Below are 17,584 nucleotides of genomic sequence, written 5' to 3'. Positions count from 1 at the left end.
CTTGACCATATTTTTTTTGTTCACTTAAAATTATTGTTAGCATAGAAAAAATGTAATCTCGATTTTTCTTTATTTGGTCAGATTAAACAAGATTACATTCATGCGCAAATTTTGTTTATAAATCTTGTATGACCTGTGCAAAATGCTGTTTTTCCAACATTTCCAAGAATTCATCACCTAAGCGCTGACTTTCAGAAATACATTGGTTCCACATTTGAATGCGCTGTTTTTGGTCGAGCCCTTTGAGTGTGAAATCTTTACGATCGGGCAGGCGTCCTAAAGGTAAGCTCTGTAAATAGTCTTGGGACGGAGACAAGAGTAGCGTACGGGCTTGATTTTCAGGATTGGCGTGACGTTTAAACAGCTTATCAAACCACCCCGGCGTAATGCTGTCCGTAAAGTGTGGATAAAGCACAATGCCTTGACTCTCAAAAGGCAGATCGATGTGATAATCAATCAGACCACCATCACGATAACTACCTTGTGGTGCATCTGGAATATCGCGAATTGCGGCCATCACACCTGGAATAGAAGCTGAGGCAATCAGCCAAGGCAGAACGTTTGCAGCGGTGAGACTGTGGTAATGAGTGGGAAAATCATCTTCCACTTTAAATTGTTTACCATTACTGGGCTGACTAATCACCCGTTGCATAAAGTGGCGACTATGCTTTCGCGCAACAGCGGTTGTGCCGATGATACCTGCCACAGAGGCCAAGAGCGGGAGAACTTGGTCACTTTGGAAGATGTGTTGAGCCTTAATTGACAGTACCGCGAGGTGGTAATCGGGATGATTGACCAATTCCGCTTCTTTGCCTTGCACCAAGTCAAGCAGCATGCCACGGCAAATATCACTGACTTCTTGACGCTGCATTTTTTTGTCAAAATAGAGGTTGGTATAGAGTTCACCTAAACGTTCGGTACCTGCTTTTGCACCGTGCGCTAAGATGCTGGCAAAGCGCCAACTGCCAATGGACGAACCAATCAAAGTCCGTCTTTGCGGTGCACGAGCAAAGAATTCACCAAAAATGGCTTGGTCTAAACCTTGAATCCCGATACCTTTGGGCCCACCTGCGGCGCCAGGCACAATATCGACCTGCTCAGCTTGTAAGCCTTCGCTTTGAATGAGTTGACGTGCTAATTTACCTGCACGAATGCTTAAAGCTGGAGGGTGTTTATGCAGGATTTGAGTCATCGTTATCATTCAAAGAGACAATATATATTGTCATTTTAACTGGCGAGAGAATGAGCGCATTGGCAAAAGTGATCCAATAATGACTTTGAGGTCACTTTATACTTAAAAGTTAAACATAAAAAAGCCTGAGAGACTCAGGCTTTTAATACAGCAGAAAGCGTCTATTTAAACACGCGCCACACCGCCAGTAAGCTGGTGAGTACAATTAAAATCACTGAAATAAACCAAGGCGAGATAATCGCAATCGACAGCAAAATGGCCATGAGACTGCCAAAAATCCAACTGCGCTTTTGCTGATGTTCCATTTGCAGGCGCATGCTTTGTAGTTCATTGAGCTGTTTAGCATGCCAAACTGATTGGTTTTTGAGACCATTTAAGCTATCGACCAACAGCGTCGGGAAGTCTTGTGCCCCTAAAAGTAAGTCCGGAATTTTTTGTCCCAGCTCTTTTAGGTTCTTCTGTGGATTCATTTGCGCTTTGATCCAATCGGTCAGGATTGGCTTTGCCAAACTCCAAATGTCCAGCTCTGGGTAAAGGTCTGTACCTAAACCCTCAACATGCACGAGGGTTTTAAGCAGCAGCATCAGCTGTGGTGGAATTTCCAAATGGAAGCGTCGTGCAATATCCATCACTTGAATCAAAATGCCCGCGAAGTCCAATTCATGCATAGGTTTGGACACCATTGGCCCGACCGTGCGACGCATTTCACGTGCTAGTGCATCTTGGTCTGTGCCCGGTGGAATCCAACCAGCTTGATGCACGATTTGAATCAGTTGCATAAAGTCGCTGTTCATGACCGCAAGCAGCATACGTGCCACGGTCATTTGGTCGTGCTTCGACAACTCACCCATAATGGCACAGTCTAGTGCAATATAGCGTGGTTGGCTTGGGTTTAGTGTTTCAACGAAGACATTGCCCGGATGCATGTCGGCATGGAAAAAGTTGTCACGGAAGACTTGGGTAAAGAAAATGGTTAAGCCTTTTTCCGCCAGATCTTTACGATCCATCCCCAGCTTTTCAAAGGTTTCAATGTCTGAAATGGGAACGCCCGTAATGCGTTCAGCCACCATCACGTCTTTGCTATCCATATAGACTTCAGGCACATACATCATGCTTGAGCCTGTAAAGTAATGGCGCATACGACGGGTATTGTCGGCTTCTAAGGTCAAATCCAGTTCATTTAAGATGACCTGACGATAGTCCTGAATAATTTCAGATAAGTGTAGTGCACGCGCGGCTTCTAGGCGTTTTTCAAGAAAATCGCCCAACCATTCTAAAATTTCAAAGTCTTGTAAAATTTGACTACGAATAGCGGGACGGGTGACTTTCACCACCACTTCGCGCCCATCATGTAAAGCGGCTGTATGTACTTGAGCAATCGAGGCTGCTGCCAAAGGTTGTTCGTCGAAGCGTGCAAACAGCGTATTTACATCTGCTTTCAGTGAGTCTTGAATGCGCATTTTCGCGACATCAGAACCAAAGGGTTTGACACGGTCTTGGAGTAGAACCAGTTGTTGTAGCACTTCAGGTGGAATCAGGTCACGACGAGTAGACAGCAGTTGTCCCATTTTAATCGCCAGTGGTCCCATTTCCTCTAAAGCTTGTTTGAGCTTCAGTGGGTTTTTTCGTTCACGACTGGACCATGCCGCAGGGTGCATACGAATTACACCCAGCGCATGGCGCGCTTTTTCAGGCAATTCTTCCGCAGGAAACAACGTGTCGAGTCTATAGTGCGCGGCAATGCGCCAAAGTTCGAGTAAACGTGAAACGTGCGGAATCATATATGTAAATACCTAGTTTTGAGTTGAGTCTTGAGTGTCAATCTGTGCTTGAAGTTGTTGAATTTTGGCTTCGGCACGATCTAAGTTTTGATTAAAAATGCGGGTATCTTGATGCAGATCATCCATTTGCCAACGCGGGGCAAATAGACCACTGTCTTCTTTCAAGGCATCTTCAGCAAAAAACAAATGACTTTGTAAGGCCTGTTTGATGTGTTTTGGTGTCAGCTGAATTTTGGCCAATTCATGCGCCAAACTTGGGCCAATCCACGGGCTTAAATACGCAGCCAAGTCCGGCTCAGCGTGTTGCATAATCCGTTGAATATCCTGTAGAAGGTGATAATCACCTTGGAGTGGGATAGTACCGACATCATCTGCCAGTAATAGCTTGAGCAGCTCAACCACATTGGCTACCGTTAAAGTTGCGGTTGCTGGGGTGTGAGATTGAGCTTGGTCAAAAGGGCGTTGTTCGAAAATGGACGCTGTTTCACTATGCCCTGTAACGGTAGGTTCTAAGCGCACTTTGGCTTGGTCAAAGAACACATCTACAGACAGTTGCGGGGACGCGATCACCACACGTAACATCTTGCCTTGTAGTTCATTGAGCTGGATGCGAGTGATCGCATCCAAATTAATCACATGATGAATTAATCGTTCAATTGCACCGAGTGCCAGAATCGACCACATAATTTGCCCTTAAACGTTTAATTTTAAAGTTTAAAACCACGGTGTACAGCAACGATACCGCCTGTCAGGTTGTGATAGTCACAGTTTTGGAAGCCTGCATTTTCCATCATGCCTTTTAGCGTGCGTTGGTCTGGGTGCATACGAATGGACTCGGCTAAATATTTATAGCTTTCTGAGTCATTGGCAATAATTTTGCCCATGATCGGCAGTGCAGTGAACGAATATAGATCGTACAGTTTTGAAAATGGTTCAAACACAGGTTTAGAGAACTCTAATACCAGTAGGCGACCACCTGGTTTAAGCACGCGGTACATCGCTGCAAGTGCTGCATCTTTATCGGTCACATTACGTAGACCAAACGAGATCGTGAGTAGGTCAAAGCTGTTGTCTTCAAATGGATCGAGGGTTTCAGCATTGGCTAATACGAAGTCAACATTGGTGCAGCCTGCATCGATTAAACGATCTCGACCCACATTCAACATCGATTCATTAATGTCTGAAAGTACTACATGACCTGTAGGGCCAACTTCGCGGCTAAACACTTTAGCCAAGTCGCCTGTCCCGCCAGCAATATCTAATACGCGTTGACCACGACGAACCCCTGACATATTGATCGCAAAACGTTTCCATAGACGGTGAATACCAAAAGACATCAAGTCATTCATAATGTCGTATTTACTGGCAACCGAGTGGAAAACTTCCGCCACTTTTTGCGCTTTATCTTCACTGCTCACTGTCTGGTAACCAAAGTGTGTGGTACTGCCGACGTTACCTGTGTTGGCACCACGAGGAAGATTGTATTTGGGTACAGAACCCGTCACTGGGGTATCAGTCAACTGTTGTTGTAATGATTTTTGCTGACCTTGCGCTGTGCCTTGGGGTAATGGTTCAGTTAAAAATGGACTCACTTTGTCTGTATTTTGTGCCGACTCTTGAGTAGCGGTAGGCGTTTGATTTTCATTCGACATGGGAGTCACTCCTAACATAGCAATAGGGTAAATGTTGCAGTGCATGCATGATGACAGATTCTAGGACGTTGTACAGTAACCATCATGCAATTGTGCTGAATAATATACAGAAAAACAGCAGAGCAAAGCTGCTGTTGGCTTATTTTTATCAAGTCATTTGTTGAAATTTACTGAAAAGGATACAAATGCCCTGCATGGACTTTGTCAATAATTTGACGTTCCACTGCAGTAAAGTCTTTCACAAATTTCTCTGCTGACTTTAGCGGTTTCATGGCCAAAAAGCCATCCTGCATAAATTCATACATGACATTGAAGTTATATTTGTTGGCCGTCCCTTTACACATCTTAAAAGCGGTATAGACCATAAAAGAGCGCATGTATTTATCGAGATTTTTACCGAGTTGGTCAAGTAAATACAGCTGTTTCAAGCGTTCTTCGCCTTGTTCCAGTTTTAAATAGGCTTGGCGCATTAAGTCGTCGGTTAAAGGCTCGTTAGGATGATGTTCCTTGAGGAGCTGTATCGCCACTTGTTCATCCAGTCGTACGGCCAAAATCGCCAATTCAACGCCCGATGTGCCTGTTTTAATAGCATTTTCAGGAATTAATTTCTCCGCTTTGTGCGCATATTTGCTCAAGCGCGCAATTTGTCCTGCCAAAGCGTCAAAATCTGGGCCACCATATAAACGGTTGATAAAATACTCGGCCATCAAGAGGTTCTGTTTTTCTGCGAAAGCACGGTTATGCGTGCGCTGCATCCGTTGTTTTTGCCAGACTTGCACATCTTGTAAACGTTGGAAGAGCACCGAATCTTGATGATAATGCAATTGGTAATACTGTTCTAAAAGCTCATCGAGGGCGGCGAGTTTGGACATTTGCTGTCTCAGTTCTATTTAAAGATAGCTAAATCTTAGTGCGTGATGACGGAACTCGCTATGACAAAGTGACAAAAAAACTATTTATTTGTGGTCAGTTTGATGTAGAAGTAGTCAAAAGATGCGTGTGAAAATCATCTAGACCATCATCTTTTAGGATCTAGTGATCTGATTAAATAGAAAAAAGGAGGGGTAATGGATACAGAAACGATCGCCAGTACAGTGCTGAACGAAGAACAGCTTTCACTGGACTTAATTGAAGCGCAATATGCGTTGATGAATACCCGTGATCAGAGCAATGCAAAAAGTTTGGTGATTTTGGTCAGTGGAATCGAACTTGCGGGTAAAGGCGAAGCGGTGAAACAGCTGCGCGAATGGGTCGATCCGCGTTTTTTATATGTCAAAGCCGATCCACCGCACCTGTTTAATCTAAAACAGCCTTTTTGGCAGCCCTATACTCGATTTGTACCTGCCGAAGGGCAAATTATGGTGTGGTTTGGTAACTGGTATGGGGACTTGTTGGCTACGGCCATGCATGCTTCAAAGCCTTTGGACGACACTTTGTTTGATGAATACGTCAGCAATATGCGGGCTTTTGAACAGGACTTAAAAAACAACAACGTAGATGTCTTAAAAGTTTGGTTCGATTTGTCGTGGAAGTCTCTGCAAAAGCGTCTGGATGATATGGACCCGAGCGAAGTGCATTGGCATAAGTTGCATGGGCTAGACTGGCGCAATAAAAAACAATATGACACCTTACAAAAGCTACGTACGCGCTTCACCGATGACTGGCAAATCATTGATGGTGAAGATGAAGATTTGCGTAATCACAATTTTGCACAAGCAATTTTAACAGCGCTGCGACACTGTCCAGAGCATGAAAAAAAGGCCGCGCTAAAATGGCAGCAAGCACCAATACCAGATATTCTGACTCAGTTTGAAGTCCCTCAAGCTGAGGATGCAAACTATAAAGCAGAGTTAAAAAAACTCACCAAACAAGTGGCCGATGCCATGCGCTGTGATGACCGTAAAGTGGTGATCGCTTTTGAAGGTATGGATGCTGCGGGTAAAGGGGGGGCGATTAAGCGTATTGTGAAAAAGCTCGACCCGCGAGAATATGAAATTCATACCATTGCAGCACCTGAAAAATATGAGTTACGCCGTCCTTATCTGTGGCGTTTTTGGAGCAAATTGCAGTCGGATGACATCACTATTTTTGATCGGACGTGGTATGGACGCGTTTTGGTAGAGAGGATAGAAGGCTTCGCAACCGAGGTAGAGTGGCAACGCGCTTATGCGGAAATCAATCGTTTTGAAAAAAACCTTAGCAACAGCCAAACCGTGCTGATTAAGTTTTGGCTGGCGATTGATAAAGATGAACAAGCAGCGCGGTTTAAAGCCCGCGAAAGTACTCCGCATAAACGTTTTAAAATTACCGAAGAAGATTGGCGCAATCGCGACAAATGGGATGACTATTTAAAGGCAGCCGCGGATATGTTTGCGCATACCGACACCAGCTATGCGCCTTGGTATATTATTTCCACCAATGATAAACAACAGGCCCGAATTGAAGTCTTAAGGGCAATTTTAAAACAGCTCAAAGCGGATCGCGACACGGATTAAAAAACTTAAAAAAACGGTCATTTGACCGTTTTTTATAGAGGCAGATTTAGTTCTTTAACTTAAGGGAATTTGGGTCACTGGCGCTGCAACAGGCACACCTTGTTCAGCGGCTTGTTTCAGTTGAATGCCTTTGGCGAGCTTATACGACTCCTCCACATGGGTTTCCGCAATTTTTTTCATCACGACATAACCCAAGCTGGCCGCAATCATTTGTCCACCTAAGGGGATGAATTTGGTGACTTGTTTGGTGATGTATTTGGCTGCCATGTTGTTGAGTGATTTCTTCACGGCTGTACGTGCCACCACCAGTCCAGAGAACTCCACGCCACGTTTACGAAGTTCTGACCAATGTATTTGCTTGGTTTCTGGGTCGTAGACACTGACTTGCTCTGGGGTTAAACCAAAGCGGGCGTTAATTTCGGGAATCAACTGCGACAATATGCCCACATCAATCACCACATCAAGGAAAGGGACTGGAATAACCGCAGCACCTGCGGAAAAATAGGCGCGCTTTTTGACTAAGTCCAAACATTCTTCGCGGATTTGTTCTAAATTTAAAGAGGGATCAATTTTTTCTGGAATATGCTCTAATTTCATCTTCTAAACCCTAAAATATCCTGATTCACATTGATTCTAGTTTTGCTTAAAGTGCGTATTTTAAAGCAAATTTTAAATAGAAATATGTCATCAAAGTGACATAGACAGAACCAGAAGTATAGTCAATAATCTGTGTGCTTTTGTAGATTTTTTATAAGACGGTCATTTGAGGGGAAACATGGCAATACACGTAATACAAAGTCAGCGTATTGATGTTCTGTTGCAAGCCATGCAAAAAACCGTCTTTAAACCGGCCAAAAATGCCTTTCAAGTGTTGCAAGCACAGCACTTTATTGTACCTTCGCCTGCGGTTGAGGCCTGGCTAACACAAAAGTTGGCTGAGCAGCAGGGCATCAGTGCCAACACGCAGTTTCATCATCGTATTCGTGGTTTTCAATGGTCGGCTTATCAGTGGGTTTTGGTCGATCAAAAAGATGAGGTCCGTAAAGCCAATATTCCGCGACTGATTATTAAATGGCGTGTCTTTCAAGCCTTAAAAGAATTTATACAAGCTGAGCTGAATCCTTTAGAGGTTACTCATCCGTTGTATCCGATCATTCAGCGGATCTATGCCAGTGCTGACCGTTTGCAACAAGGCATCGATAAACAGCTCAAAAAGCAAAGCATGCTGTATTGGGTCGCGGAGCAGGTTTCACGGTTATTTAGTTTTTATATGGACTATCGTGGGCATTGCACCAAAGGTTGTCCACCGCAAAATTGCCGTTGCCAGACCAATTGGTTGCAAGCATGGGGTAAAAACCAGCCGCTCGATTTGGAGCAGATGTTTTTTAAAACTCAGCAAGAACTCAGTGCTTTTCAGCTTAATCAAGCGCATGAATTGGAAGCATGGCAGCGTTGGCTCTGGCAAGTGGTATTCCATGCTGACTTTGAACAAATTCAGCGTATTGATACTGCATTTTGGAACTTACTCGATCAAGCAGAGACCCGAGACGCTGCACTGAAAAAGTTGCCTGCGCAGTTGGTGGTGTTTACTGTTTTAGATTTACCGCCAAAGCAATTGGAGTTTTTGCATCGATTGGGGCAATACCTCGATATCTTTATTTTTCACTATAACCCATCACAAGAGTACTGGGCGGACAGTGTCGATCCCAATTGGAAAGCGCGTTATGACGCACGGGTAAAGCAGCGTTTTATTGAAAAAAATCCAAATGCCAATGATGCAGAGATTCAGCAGTTTTTTGATGAGTTTACCCTCAATTTTAATGCAGAAACCCGAGAGTCTCGCCATCCTTTACTGACTCGATTTGGTAAACAAGCACGCGACCATTTCTCTTTACTTTCCAGCCTTTCTTCAGGTGAAGATGGCGTATGGGCCGATATCTTTGTTGATGAATACCCAGAAACTTTACTCGGTAAAATTCAGTCTGATGTACTGTATTTGGTAGAACCTACGCAGCATCAGTATGCCTTGGCTAAACAAGATGATTCGATACAGATTCATGTCTGTCACTCCAGCCTCAGACAGCTTGAAGTCCTCAAAGATCAACTGACGCATTGGTTGGCTCAGGGCACGGCTGATGCACCGCGACGTCCAAGTGATATTTTAGTGTTGACACCTAGTTTGACTGAGCTAGAGCCTTTTATTCGCAGTGTTTTTGCACCTCCTCCCCATGAGCGTGAGGCTTTGCAAAAGGGCCATCAACTGAGTAAAGACAGTATTTATTTGCCGATTAAGCTAGCTGGCGTGACTCAGCTCGATGCCTTAAATGCATGGCGTGCTGTGTTGGGACGGATGGTCTTGGTACGGGGGCGTTTCAGTATTGAGGACTTTGCCGATTGGCTCAGTTTAAATGCAACGCAGCAACGTTATGGCTTAGACATGAATATGATTGAGCGGATGGCGGAGCTATTGATCAACGCGGGCTTTAAACGTGGGTTGGATGCTGAACATTTAAAACGCAGTTTGGCCGCAGGGGATGAAGACTATCGTTATAGTCTGAAGTTTGCCTTAGATCGTTTGGCTTTAGGTGTCGCTGTACCAGAACATGTGCTGTTTCACGAGACCTTGAGCTATGCCCAAGTACAGTCGAGTGATTTTGAGCTGATTGGTGTTTTGATTGAAATTTATCAAGATTTTAAACACCGTTCCGAGTGGATGATCGCGCATGAAACTGGACAACGGACAACTGCTGAAACTTGGCTGAATCGTTTGATGGAAGATATTCGCGAGTTTGAAGCCGCAGGTGTCGAGTCTTTGGCCACAGTGTATAAGATGGTCAAAAAACAAGAACGTATGCTGACCTTGGCGAGTTTCTATGACGAACACGACCATCATGCACTGCGCAGTTTAAGTTTACCTTTGCCTTATGTATTAGAAGAAATCCAAAAGACCTTAGAAGCGCAACTGGACTATGCAGAACCCACGGGGCAGATCACGTTTAGTCAAATTGGCCAGATTCGACCTGTGCCGTATAAGTTGATCGTGATGTTGGGCTTGGACAGTGGCAAGTTTCCCAACCGCAGTGCGCATTTGTCTTTTGACCTGATGGACTTGCTGAAGCCACAACTGGGGGATCGTTCCCGTTTGGAAGATGATCAAGGGGCTTTTCTAGATGCCTTGTTGTTGGCACAAGAGAACTTATGGCTATTTTATAATGGCTTTGATATCAACGATGGTGAAGTCCGTGATCCGTCTACAGTGTTGCAAGAACTGATTCAGCATATGGCTTTTATTGTGCAGCCTGACACACAGACCAAGAGTGCCAACGCAACGGTTGATCAGCATGGCGTGGCTGTCCCTGCACAGTTGGCATCGCTGTATCATGTCCATCCTTTATTGCCTTTTGATCCGCGTGGTTTTGAGTCTGAGCACAGTATTCGTTTTCAAGATCAATGGTTTCAGGTCGCGAAACAATTGCAACATGCATCAGGACAACGGAGTAGTTGGGTCAACACGCCTTATCCAAAATTAGAGCAAGACATTCAAGTGCTCGACAGTCAGCAGTGGATTCAAGACATCACTTTCCCTGCAAGGCTGTATCTCAAGACTTTAGGCGTGGAAAACTTAAAACCAGAAGAGATTCCTGCAACGCAAGAACCTTTACTGCTCGATGGTTTAGGACGTTATGCCATCCGTCATTTTTTACAACAACATGAGGCAGCGGCAGATGCCAATCTTCTGATGGATCAACTGCCGATTGGTAAAGTCCAAGATGGGGTCTGGCAAATGAGCGTGCTTGAACAGCAGCGCTTGCTAGCACGGTTACAACGTTATGCACCCGAGGCCACAGCCACGACCCAACAAGTCTGGAAGGTGAGTGAACATTTGCAAATCAATGTCACCCTAGCCAAATACAGTGCTGAAAAATGGGTCAGTGTAGAAGCGTCTAGTGCGCGGGCAAAGCGCCGTGCCAAAGTTTGGTTGGAGTATTTACTGTGGCTGGCTTATGTCAATTTGGGTGAGGGTGGACAGCAATATCAACGTATCGTGGTGTTTAGTGACCGAACCATTTTATGCACTGGTGTGAGTTCAAATCAGGCGCGTGAATGGCTTAAACCTTGGTTGAAAGCATGGGAGTATGCACAAACTCAGCCTTTGGTTTTACCTGCGGCCTTGTTGTTGAAAATTGCAGAGAAAGATAAAACGCATGAATGGCAACTGAATGATCAGGAACAGATGGTGATTGCGGACATGGACGCCATTTATAAAGTGTGGGAAGAAGATGGTCGCTTTAGTGGTTTTTCAATGACTGAAAATGAAGCCAATAAAGCACACCGCGACTGGCAGTTTATTCTACAAGAGCAGGATGCCAAAGCATTACTTGCCCATGCCTGTGAGCAGTTTTCCTATGAACTATATCATCCGATTTTTTTGCATCAGCAAAGCCTTGAGGACTAAGTCATGACAGCACAGTCTCAGGTCTCTACATCGAACATGTCTTATCAACCCATTGCCGATATGAGCTTTCAGGGCTTGCATTGGATTGAAGCTTCAGCAGGCACAGGCAAGACTTTTACTTTGTCCAGTTTGATGGTGCGTATTTTTCTTGGGGCCTATTTGCCGAATCAGGTCATTGCAACCACCTTCACCCGTGCAGCCGCTGCGGAGCTGAAAAGTCGCGTTCGGGCACGTTTGATTGAAACTTTACGTTATTTTGAAGGTTGTCAGAGTCTGACCGAGCGAGAAATACAGGCCAAAATAGCTGTCGAACAAGATCCGCTTTTTATCAAGGTGCTCACAGATTATGCACAGCGGGTCGGTTTTGCCCAAGAGCGTTTGAAGTTGGTGATTGATCAGTTAGATGAGTTATTTGTCGGGACATTGGACAGTTTTAGTCAAAAGTTACTGCGTGAGTTTTCTTTTGAAAGTGGCAAGATTGAGCGTGCGGATATTACCGATGATGCGCAGAGTTATACTCAACAGCTTATTCATGACGTATTACGCGAGTGGATTCAAGCACAGCCGCAGCCTGTGGTGAATTATTTACTGTTAAAACAAAAATTAAAAACCGAACAAGCTTATGTACCGATTGTTGAAAATAGTTTGAACTTTGCATCAGCACAGTTTCAACAGGTAGAAAAACCTACACTTGATTTGACACAATTTGAACAGGCCATTGATCAATTTACCACGCTGGATGTGGTGCAGATTGAAGGCTTGAAAGACTATTATGCCCCTGAGGGCCAATACCATGCGGTGTTGGGGAAGAAGTGGCGCACCGATGCTTTGATGGAGCGTATTTTATGTCAGGACTTACCTGCTTTTTTGACCGCCCTGAAAGAGCAACGAGCTTATGCTTTATTCGCGCCACATTTTGAAAAAACCTTAAAACACCTGACTGACCTCGCAACGAAAAAGGTCTTAAACAAATGTGCTGTAGATGTACTGGAACAGTTTGAGCAGCATCCTGTATGGCGGCAGGTCCGCAGTTTCTTAGAGGCGTTGGCAGAGCTAGAGCTCAATTTGGATGTGTTGGATGCGTATTTAAAATATCACTTAAGCTCCGAGGTGAAAAAGCGATTACCACAAGTCTTGCAGCAAAAGAGTGAAACTACTTTTTCTCAGCAAATTCGTACCTTGTCAGAAGCCTTACAGGGTGAACAAGGCAGGCGCTTTGCTCAGTTTGTACAGGCACGCTATCCGCTCATTTTAGTGGATGAGTTTCAAGACACCAACCAAGACCAAGATGATATGTTGGCGCGGATTTGGCGTGATGCACAGCGTTATCATCAAGGCTGTATGATTATGGTCGGTGACCCGAAACAAGCTATTTATGGCTTTCGTGGTGGTGACATGCTGACCTATAACAAGGCACATTTAGATGTTTTGGCAAAGCAAGGTCGGCAGTATAGTTTGAAATATAACCATCGCTCTGTGCAAAAGCTGGTACAGGTGGTGGATGCTTTATTTCAACGCCAACAGGACTTTGGTGAGCAGGTCTATTACCAGCCTGTAGAAGCAGGGACTCGTCCCCATCCCGCTTTGGTCGATGCACAAGGTGAAAACCATGTACCGCTGCGCTGGCTGTTACTTGAAGACAAAAAAAATGAAGCTCAACAAGTGGCATGGAAAATTCGTGATTTAATCAACCAAGGCATTCAACAGCAACTGTATGTGGCAGATGATCCGCCACAGTTTATGGGGGCAAATGATATCGCGGTGTTGTCGAAAAACCATGATGGCTTGGACAAAGTTCAGTTTGAACTAGAGCGTTTGGGAATTTTGGTCAATCGTCCGTCTAAACGTAGTGTGTTTGAAAGTCAGGTCGCGAAAGATGTCGGTGCGTTATTGACCGCAATGATGCATCCTTTTGATGAAGCCAAGGTTCGCCGTGCGCTTTTGAGCCGGCTGTTGGCGATTAATTTAAAAAAGTTACTGGAACTGGAAAAGCAAGCCAACGGTCTGAGCCAGTTTATGGCGGATTTTGATGACATCCGCGACATGTGGATCAACAAAGGCTTTTTAAGTGCATGGCAGTACGCTTTAAACCTGTTTAAAGTGTGGAAAAACTTGGTGGCTTACCAAAGCCGAGACAACGAACGGACTGTGGTCAATCTACGGCATTTGACTGAGTTGTTGAGCCAACATAGTGAGCAGTTCCAAGGCGCGCAGAAATTGTATCATTGGTATCTCAAACAGCTACATTTGCCTGCGGAACGTGAGTGGGAGCTGGAACGCAAACTTTCCAATGCCACAGGCGTACAGCTGATGACCATTCATCAGTCCAAAGGTCTAGAGTTTAAAATGGTGTTCTTGCTGGGTGCCGACAAAGACTTTAAGGAAATGAATAAAACCTTAAACTTTTCAACACTGGAACAGATCAATCCGACGACAGGGCAGAGCGAGTTACAGCGCATCGTAGCGGTAAATGATGCCAACCTGTTAGACCCAGCCGCGATTGATCAACACAATGAGCGAGCCGAAGCAGAACAGCATCGCTTATGGTACGTCGCACTGACCCGCGCCAGCCACCGCGTGTATGCCTTACTGCAAGATCAGGAATATAAATCAAATACGGCATTGGCATTTTGGCGTGGCCAAGCAGGTAATCTGTTTGAACATCCTGCCAGTGGTAATGAGGTGCTGCTGACTGAAAAGCCGATCCGTTTACAGCCAGCGGAGCAGCAAGAGATCATTCAGTTACAAGCTTTGGCTTTTCCTGAACAGCGTTTTTATCCACGTTCCAAAACCAGTTTTAGTGCATTGGCACAGCATTTGAGTCGCAAAGAGGCAATGGATGCCTTAGCAGTTTTGAGCGAGAAAGTGGGCAGTGCGGATGACGAGATGAATCATCCTGTGCTTGAGGATGTGGAGCTGAGTCAGCCTTTGGCTTGGATTAAACGGCAGTTTCCAATGAGGACGACTGCGGGAACCTTCCTGCACGAAATTTTCGAGCATATTGATTTTCAGGACTCACGTGATTGGGGACTGGAAATTCATCGTCGTTTTAAAAATGATAGTCCCTTACTGTGGCAAGAGTTATTGGGCAAATATCAACACGAGTTTGGACAGGATGATGAAACTCAATTGGTGCAGTGGATGCAAGCGTGGTTAGCAGATGTGCTAGAAACGCCTTTGCATGCAGGTTTTCAGTTGAAGCAACTCAAAGCCGATGAACACTTGGCCGAGTTTCCATTTTATTTGTCATTGTCCGATCATGTGCTGGCGATTAAACGCATACAGGCATTGTTTCAAGAATACGGGATTGATCTACTCGACTTAAATGAAGCCAATTCTGCTCGTTATCTGACAGGTTCGATAGACTTGGTTTATTTTGATGGTCAGCGTTATCACATCGCCGATTATAAAAGTAACTTCTTAGGGGCGGATCAGCAGAGCTACAATTATGACGCAATCCAATTGAATATGTCACATGCCAGTTATTGGTTGCAGGCGGGTTTGTATTTGGTGGCTTTGCATCGCTATTTAAAAGTGAATTTGCTGGACTATGACATTGAAAAACATCTGGGTCAGGCGAGTTATCTTTATTTGAGAGGGATGAATGGGCAGCCCAATCAAGGGGTTTTAAGTTGGCGTGCCAGCCCAGAGTTTATTTTAAGATTGGATGCCATCTTGGGTCATTTTGCTGAGGATACTTCTACTGAAAATCATGTAGGCAAAACTTCTGAATTAAGTGAAATTAGTCACTCATAAACAAAGAATTAAGTTGTGGATAACTTTGAGGATAACCGTGTGGAAAATGTTCATAAAGCCAGTATTGATCAGGCTGCCGTGGTAGACACATGGTTAACGCGTTGGAGTCAGTTTATTCAACAGTCACCACTGAGTAAAACAGGGTTCACCGAAACCCGAAGTGAAATGATTCAACAGGTCCTTGAAGCCATGCTACGCGGTGAGAGTTGTATCTCGGTTGCAGCTCAAGCCGTCACAGTCTTAGATGATTTGGTGATGGATGAACAGCAGGCACAGCAACAAAAAGCCCCGTTTGTTTACGATCAGCAGCAATTATATCTGTATCGTTATTGGGCTTTAGAGCAGTCCTTAGCCCAGCAAGTGGCGCGGTTAAAACTGCAAGACTTAACGCAAGTGGATATTTCACCTTATGCTCATTTACTAGAAGATCCACACCAAAAACAGGCTTTGGCTATGGTGGCTGAGCAGGCGCTCGCGATCATTACAGGTGGTCCGGGCACAGGGAAAACGTATACTTTGGCGCGTATTATTGCGGTGCTCAAACAAAGTCGGCCTGATATTCGTATTGCGATGGCTGCACCGACAGGTAAGGCGGCGCAGCGGATGAAAGAAGCCCTTCAGAACTCTTTTCAAGATGAAAAGTTACAAAACTTCATTACCCCAGATTTGAAAAACTTAAACCCTGTGACGCTACATCGACTTTTGGGCTTAGGGAATACGCAGCAACCGCGGTTTCATAGCAGACAACCTTTACCCTATGATGTGATTGTCGTTGATGAAGCGTCAATGCTAGATTTAAATTTGGCGCAGATGCTCTTTGCTGCCATGCCGAATCAAGCCCGTTTGATTTTATTGGGAGATGCTGATCAGTTGGCTTCGGTCGATGTAGGTTCTGTACTCGCCGATCTACAACAGGTTCCAGCTTTGGCTGAAAATAGAGTCAATTTGGTCAATAGCCGTCGTTTCAAATCAGATGCACGAATTGGAAAGTTGGCACAATTTATTCAACAGCAATCTTGTTTTGATTTAATGACGCATCCTGCCGAAAAACAGACCGTATTGCACACTTTTCAACAGCAAGTAGTAAATGCCACGACGTTGAAGGTTGTTGAGTTGGATCAGGTCAAGGTCGATTATCTACAACTCGAATTGTTGCCTGAGCAGGCTTTATCTGCAGAGCAGTTACAACATTATTATGATCTGCTGATGCTCGGCTTTCAGGGCTATGTCGAGGCTTTAAAGCAATATCAGCAAAATCCTAATGAGTCTCTCGTACCCAAAGTGATTCAACATTTTGATGATTACCGTATTTTAGCCGCCATACGTCACGGCCATTTCGGCTTAAAACAGCTCAATCTGCAAATCGAGCAGCGCTTATTAGAACAATCAAAACAAATCAAGCAGGGTGAGTGGTACTTGGGCCGTCCTGTGATGATGACCTATAACGACTATCAGTTGGGCTTGTCGAATGGCGATATTGGACTGTGTTTACAGCGCGTTCAACAAGGGAAGTTGCAGTTTGAGGTATATTTCCCCAGCTTGGATAAATGGGTAGCTGCGACACGATTACCCAAAAATATTGAAACGGCTTTTGCGCTGACTATTCACAAATCTCAAGGCTCTGAGTTCACCCATACCGCGGTAGTGGTAGATCGGCAGGCTGAAAAATTACTCAGTAAAGAGTTGATTTATACCGCAATTACGCGGGCGAAAAAAGTGGTCAGTTTGCTGGTCGATGCCGATGCATTCGTACATGCTATGGTGACTCGAACCACCCGAGAAAGTGGTCTATCAAGAAAAATTAATCAACAAATTCAATTGTGAAGATTTAATAAACAAATAGGAATTTTGTACGAAATGGCTTACAGGGATTCAAGAGATTTGCGCATAGAGCTTTGCTGAGGATTTTGAGAAGATGGCTTCACATAAAGAGCTCAACACGGAATGTTGAGTATAATCGCAAAAAGATAATAATAACGTCAGTAGACAGCGAACTTACAGTGAAGTAGGTGAAAGAGGAAACTTACAGCCGCTAAGCCTTGTAGTTTTGGGAGAGACTACAAGGCTTTTTTATATCTGCTGAATTGGCATAATATGACAAAAAATAGCCAATCATTTATCGGAACACAAATACATTAATATATGAACGGTTGGGTAGATATTGGTGCAATATAATGTGGTTTGTAACTTTTAATTAATTTATTAAATATTTGTTTTTTATTAATTTTAATGTAATTTATTGAATTTTAGAA

At 44.4% G+C, this 17,584-nt stretch carries 10 protein-coding genes; 4 read left to right on the top strand and 6 right to left on the bottom strand.

Annotation, left to right across the window (positions count from 1 at the left end):
• Window positions 1–115: 115 nt before the first annotated feature.
• The 5 genes from ACY3FQ_RS14425 to ACY3FQ_RS14405 all read right to left on the bottom strand — a co-directional run bounded on the left by ACY3FQ_RS14425 (window position 116) and on the right by ACY3FQ_RS14405 (window position 5,497).
• Window positions 116–1,192, bottom strand: a complete 1,077-nt coding sequence (locus ACY3FQ_RS14425; protein ID WP_489774256.1) for a patatin-like phospholipase family protein — start codon at window positions 1,190–1,192, stop codon at window positions 116–118.
• A 161-nt stretch (window positions 1,193–1,353) separates the two neighbouring features.
• Window positions 1,354–2,973, bottom strand: a complete 1,620-nt coding sequence (locus tag ACY3FQ_RS14420; RefSeq protein WP_489774254.1) for an ABC1 kinase family protein — start codon at window positions 2,971–2,973, stop codon at window positions 1,354–1,356.
• Window positions 2,974–2,985: 12 nt separating this feature from the next.
• Complete coding sequence (locus ACY3FQ_RS14415; RefSeq protein WP_489774253.1) at window positions 2,986–3,657, bottom strand: ubiquinone biosynthesis accessory factor UbiJ; 672 nt, start codon at window positions 3,655–3,657, stop codon at window positions 2,986–2,988.
• Between the two features lie 23 nt (window positions 3,658–3,680).
• Entirely contained in the window at window positions 3,681–4,625 is a 945-nt protein-coding gene (ubiE, locus tag ACY3FQ_RS14410) for a bifunctional demethylmenaquinone methyltransferase/2-methoxy-6-polyprenyl-1,4-benzoquinol methylase UbiE (protein ID WP_489774252.1), read from the bottom strand.
• A gap of 167 nt (window positions 4,626–4,792) precedes the next feature.
• Window positions 4,793–5,497: a DUF8198 family protein gene (locus tag ACY3FQ_RS14405; protein WP_419274826.1), complete on the bottom strand. Its 705-nt coding sequence runs from the start codon at window positions 5,495–5,497 to the stop codon at window positions 4,793–4,795.
• 195 nt (window positions 5,498–5,692) lie between these two features.
• Between ACY3FQ_RS14405 and pap the strand changes: the two genes are divergently transcribed.
• Entirely contained in the window at window positions 5,693–7,120 is a 1,428-nt protein-coding gene (gene pap, locus ACY3FQ_RS14400) for a polyphosphate:AMP phosphotransferase (RefSeq protein ID WP_489774250.1), read from the top strand.
• A gap of 54 nt (window positions 7,121–7,174) precedes the next feature.
• On the opposite strand, the gene ACY3FQ_RS14395 is transcribed toward pap, so the two are convergent.
• A complete protein-coding gene (locus ACY3FQ_RS14395; RefSeq protein WP_004692676.1) occupies window positions 7,175–7,717 on the bottom strand; it encodes a hypothetical protein in 543 nt (180 codons plus the stop codon).
• Window positions 7,718–7,895: 178 nt separating this feature from the next.
• Here ACY3FQ_RS14395 and ACY3FQ_RS14390 point away from each other — a divergent pair, with 178 nt between their 5' ends.
• Genes ACY3FQ_RS14390 through recD form a run of 3 tightly spaced genes read left to right on the top strand, consistent with a single transcriptional unit; the run spans window position 7,896 to window position 17,156 of the window.
• A complete protein-coding gene (locus ACY3FQ_RS14390) occupies window positions 7,896–11,576 on the top strand; it encodes an exodeoxyribonuclease V subunit gamma (RefSeq protein ID WP_489774248.1) in 3,681 nt (1,226 codons plus the stop codon).
• Window positions 11,577–11,579: 3 nt separating this feature from the next.
• Window positions 11,580–15,332, top strand: coding sequence for a UvrD-helicase domain-containing protein (locus ACY3FQ_RS14385; protein ID WP_489774247.1), 3,753 nt, complete (start codon window positions 11,580–11,582; stop codon window positions 15,330–15,332).
• Between the two features lie 39 nt (window positions 15,333–15,371).
• Entirely contained in the window at window positions 15,372–17,156 is a 1,785-nt protein-coding gene (gene recD, locus ACY3FQ_RS14380) for an exodeoxyribonuclease V subunit alpha (protein ID WP_489774246.1), read from the top strand.
• Window positions 17,157–17,584: the final 428 nt, after the last annotated feature.

The organism is Acinetobacter sp. AB03 (genome assembly GCF_058107045.1).
The sequence above is the reverse complement of the archived record's forward strand: the minus strand, read 5'-3'. Positions and strand labels throughout refer to the sequence as shown.